We start from the raw sequence: 4,279 nt of genomic DNA, 5'->3' as shown, positions 1-4,279 counted from the left end.
CGCCCTCGTCGGCGCGGACGGCATGTGGGGCAACCTCGTCGCCCCTTCCCACGAGAGCGCCCGCGAAGCCGCAGAGCTCGCCGGCGTCGGCCTCCAGGACGACTTCGACGGCGACTTCGCCGCCAAGGTCCGCACCGGACCGTACGAATGGAGCCGCATGGCCGGCATCCAGGTCGGCGGTCCCGCCAATCCGGCCGCCAATCCGCCCGCCGATCCCACCGCCGATAACTGACGCGCCCCTCGGCCGTTAGACCCACCGGAGAGCGGCCCCCGCGACCGCCTCGGCGCTCGGCTAGGAGGAGCGGATGGACGGCATGCCGTCGCTCGTCGACCAGTACAGCCATGGCGCGGTCCACGGCGAACTCGGGCTCGGCACGTTCGAGGCCCACCTCGCCGAGGCCGCCGGAGCCGCCGGACCCGCGCCGCCGGGCACCACCTACTTCGACAGCTGGGCGGGGCTCGCCGTACGCCGCTGGTGCCCGCCGCTGCTCGGCCTGGAGCCGCACTGCCCGCCCGTCCGCTACCTCGCCAGGCGGCGCGAGCTCGGCGCGTACCGGGCCGCCCGCGCCCTGCTGCGCGGCTCCGGCATCGGGACCTACCTGCTGGAGACCGGCGCGCCCGGCGGGCTGACCTCGGCCCCGGAGCTGGCCGACGCCGCCGAGGGCCGCGCCCACGAGGTCGTACGCCTGGAAGCCCTCGCCGAACAGGTCGCCGACACCTCCGGGTCCGCCGACTCCTTCGCCGCGTACACCGCGGAGGCGCTGTACGCGGCGGCCCAGCACGCGACCGCCTTCGCCCTGGGCGTCGACGTCTGCGAGGACGAGCCGCCCGGCGCGGACCGGGTGCGCCGCACCGCCGACCGCTGGCTGGCCGCACGCCGGACCGGCGCGTGGCCGCGGGACCCCGTGCTCGTCGGCCACCTCCTGTGGAGCGCCGTCGCCACCGGCCTGCCCGTACAGCTGCACTGCCAGGACCCGCGGCGGCTGACCGGGTTCCTGCGCGCCACCACCGGCCTCGGCACCGATCTGGTGCTGCTGCCCGGACCCCGGCACCACCGGCGGGCCGCGCAGCTCGCCGCGGTCTTCCCGCACGTGTACGCGGATACGGGGCCCCGGCCCCAGGAGACGCTGGGGGAGGCCCCGTTCGGCAAGCTGCTGTTCTCCACGGGCGCGCGGGCGCTGGCGGAGCTCTATGTGGTGGGCGCGCGGCGGTTCGCGTCGGCCATGGACCGGCTCGTCGCGGAGTGGGTCGCGGACGGCGTGTGCGGGCGGGCGGACGCGCGGCGGATCGCCTCGCTGGTCGCAGCCGGCACCGCCCGGCGGATCTACCGGCTGGACGCGGCCGGGGCGGCGGGCTGAATGGCCTCGTGCTCGCCGGAGGGCGCGGGGACCGTCGCCACGTCGGCGCGCTCGCGCAGCGACAGGAAGACCCGCAGCACCGCGATCCACACCAGGCAGGACCCGAACATGTGCACCCCGACGAGCAACTCGGGCGTGTCGGTGAAGTACTGCACGTAGCCGATGGCGCCCTGCGCGAGCAGCACCACGAACATCTCCAGCACCTTGCGGCGCGGCCCCGCGGGGGACTTCACGGCCCGCAGCGTGAACCACAGGGCGGCCGTCAGGCCGACCACGATGAAGACGAAGTCCACGTGCAGCTGGGTGATCTCGCGCCAGTCCAGCGGGATGCGGCGCACGTCCTTGGAGGCGTCGCCGGCGTGCTTGCCCGCGCCGCTGACCACGGTGCCGATGACGATCAGCGCGGTGCTCGCCGCGACGAGCACCCAGGACAGCTGCCGCACCGGCCGGCCGACGACGTCGCGCGGCTCCGCGTCCCCCTCGTGGGAGCGCTGCCAGGTGATCACCGCGACCGTCAGCAGGCCGGAGGCGAGCAGGAAGTGCGAGCTGACGATGTACGGGTTCAGGCCGGTCAGCACCGTGACGCCGCCGACGACGGCGTTGCCCATCACGAGCCAGAACTGCGCCCAGCCGAGCCGGGTGAGGCCGCGGCGGCGGGGGACGAGGGCCCGCGAGGCGATGATGAACAGGCCGACGACCGCGCACAGCACGTACGTCAGCATGCGGTTGCCGAACTCGATGATGCCGTTGATGCCCATCGCCCCGGTCGGCGTCAGGCTGTCTTCGGTGCAGGTCGGCCAGGTCGGGCAGCCGAGCCCGGACTGGGTCAGCCGCACCGCGCCGCCGGTGACGACGATGATCACGGCCATCACGACGGTGGCCAGCGCGGCGCCGCGCACGAAGCGCGCGGAGGGCTGCCAGCGGTCGGCGATGAGCTGGAGGGGGTTCAGCGTTTTCGGCACGGGCTCATCGTAATCAGGTGCTTGTGCATCTTTTCACTTGGGGCCCGTGTCGGTGCCGCGGGGCCTTCCCCGCCGGATCCCGCAAGAGGTCCGGCAGGCGCTGTACGGACGCGGCCGGCGTCACTCCCAGCGGAACCAGCGGGCGGCGGCGCCGAGCCCGAGCACCGCCCATACGGCGAGGACGCCGAGGTCGCCCCAGGGCATCCCGGCGCCGTGCTGGAGCACGTCGCGCAGCCCGTCGGAGAGCGCCGAGATCGGCAGCAGCTCCAGAACGCTCCGCGCCGCGCCGGGGAACTTGTCCAGCGGCACGATGACGCCGCCGCCGACCAGCAGCAGCAGGAAGACCAGGTTGGCGGCGGCCAGCGTCGCCTCCGCCCGGAGCGTCCCGGCCATCAGCAGGCCGAGCCCCGAGAACGCGGCGGTCCCCAGCACGAGCAGCAGGAGTACGGCCAGCGGGTTGCCGTGCGGGGACCAGCCCAGCGCGAAGGCGATCACCGTCAGCAGCACGACCTGAAGGACCTCGGTGACCAGCACCGCACACGTCTTGGCGGTCATCAGCGCCCAGCGCGGCAGCGGCGACGCGCCGAGCCGTTTCAGGACGCCGTAGCGGCGCTCGAAACCGGTCGCGATGGCCTGGCCGGTGAAGGCCGTGGACAGCACGGCGAGGGCCAGCACGCCGGGGGCGAGGAAGTCGACGGACTTCCCGCCGCCGGTGTCGATGATGTCGACGGCGCTGAAGAGGACCAGCAGCAGTGCCGGGATGATGACGGTCAGCAGCAGCTGCTCGCCGTTGCGCAGCAGCATCCGGGTCTCCAGCGCGGCCTGCGCCCGGATCATCCGGGGGAGGGGCGCGGCGCCGGGATGCGGGGTGAACGTGCCCGTGGCGCTCATGCGCGCAGCTCCTTGCCGGTCAGCTCCAAGAAGACATCCTCCAGGGTGTGCCGCTCGACCGAGATGCGGTCGGGCATGACGCCGTTCTGCGCGCACCAGCTCGTCACGGTGGCCAGCAGCTGCGGGTCCACCTCGCCGGAGACGCGGTACGTGCCGGGGGTCAGCTCGACGGCCGCGGACTGGGCGGGGAGCGCCTTGAGCAGCGAGCCCAGATCCAGCCCGGGGCGGCCGCCGAAGCGCAGGGTGTTCTCCGCGCCGCCCTTGCACAGCCGCTCGGGGCTGCCCTGGGCTATGACCTTGCCGCCGTCCACGATCGCGACGTCGTCCGCGAGCTGCTCGGCCTCGTCCATGTGGTGCGTGGTGAGCACGACGGTGACGCCGTCGGCGCGCAGCTCGCGCACCAGCTCCCAGGTGGCGTGGCGCGCCTGGGGGTCGAGGCCCGCGGTCGGCTCGTCCAGGAAGACGAGCTCGGGGCGGCCCACGACGGCCATGGCCAGGGAGAGCCGCTGCTGCTGTCCGCCGGACAGCCGCCTGTAGGCGGTACGGCCGCAGGAGCCCAGCCCCAGCCGCTCGATCAGCGCGTCGACGTCCACGGGGTGCGCGTGCAGGGAGGCGGTGTGGCGCAGCATCTCTTCCGCGCGCGCTCCCGGATAGACCCCGCCGCTCTGGAGCATCACGCCGATGCGCGGCCGGAGCGCGGCGGAGTCGGCCACGGGGTCGAGTCCCAGTACGCGGACCGTTCCGGCGTCGGGCCGGCGGTACCCCTCGCAGGTCTCGATCGTGGTGGTCTTGCCCGCCCCGTTGGGGCCGAGCACGGCCGTCAGGGCGCCGCGTGCCACGGACAGGTCGAGCCCGTCCACCGCGGTTTTCGCGCCGTACCGCTTGACCAGGCCGACGACCTCGACGGCGGGCTCGTTTCGCATGCCGGGAAGTCTACGAACCGGCGGCGGCCGCCGGTGGCGCGGGGCGGAAACAGGCCCGGATTAGGTGACCCTTAGTGATCGACACCACCGTCGCCCGCGCCGGGCAGGGCTTGTCCCGGTCCAAAGAATTACGCAACAATAGCGT

4 protein-coding genes and 1 pseudogene are annotated in these 4,279 nt (G+C 73.9%); 2 read left to right on the top strand and 3 right to left on the bottom strand.

Going from position 1 to position 4,279, the window contains the following annotated elements:
* Positions 1-232 (top strand): annotated as a pseudogene (locus ACFU99_RS35105) (hypothetical protein); the annotation flags it as partial.
* A gap of 73 nt (positions 233-305) precedes the next feature.
* Positions 306-1,358, top strand: coding sequence for an amidohydrolase (locus ACFU99_RS35100; protein ID WP_384400082.1), 1,053 nt, complete (start codon positions 306-308; stop codon positions 1,356-1,358).
* On the opposite strand, the gene ACFU99_RS35095 is transcribed toward ACFU99_RS35100, so the two are convergent.
* From ACFU99_RS35095 to ACFU99_RS35085, 3 genes are all read right to left on the bottom strand, one after another.
* Entirely contained in the window at positions 1,325-2,320 is a 996-nt protein-coding gene (locus ACFU99_RS35095) for a heme A synthase (protein ID WP_384400079.1), read from the bottom strand. The two genes, ACFU99_RS35100 and ACFU99_RS35095, sit on opposite strands and share 34 nt — an antisense overlap.
* Positions 2,321-2,440: 120 nt before the next feature.
* A complete protein-coding gene (locus ACFU99_RS35090; protein ID WP_384400076.1) occupies positions 2,441-3,211 on the bottom strand; it encodes an ABC transporter permease in 771 nt (256 codons plus the stop codon).
* The gene (locus tag ACFU99_RS35085; protein ID WP_384400073.1) at positions 3,208-4,134 is read right to left on the bottom strand and encodes an ABC transporter ATP-binding protein; all 927 of its coding nucleotides are present in this window, start codon (positions 4,132-4,134) and stop codon (positions 3,208-3,210) included. The genes ACFU99_RS35090 and ACFU99_RS35085 overlap by 4 nt, the downstream gene beginning before the upstream one ends.
* Between the last annotated feature and the right edge of the window lie 145 nt (positions 4,135-4,279).

It is taken from the genome of Streptomyces sp. NPDC057654 (genome assembly GCF_042800135.1).
Classification (GTDB): domain Bacteria; phylum Actinomycetota; class Actinomycetes; order Streptomycetales; family Streptomycetaceae; genus Streptomyces.
This window is presented reverse-complemented; position numbering and strand designations above follow the sequence as displayed.

What these genes read in the sequence shown, in the direction of transcription:
- ACFU99_RS35100 (WP_384400082.1), top strand. Translation starts at nt 306, where the DNA reads ATGGACGGCATGCCGTCGCTCGTCGACCAGTACAGCCATGGCGCGGTC.
- ACFU99_RS35090 (WP_384400076.1), bottom strand. Translation starts at nt 3,211, where the DNA reads ATGAGCGCCACGGGCACGTTCACCCCGCATCCCGGCGCCGCGCCCCTC.
- ACFU99_RS35085 (WP_384400073.1), bottom strand. Translation starts at nt 4,134, where the DNA reads ATGCGAAACGAGCCCGCCGTCGAGGTCGTCGGCCTGGTCAAGCGGTAC.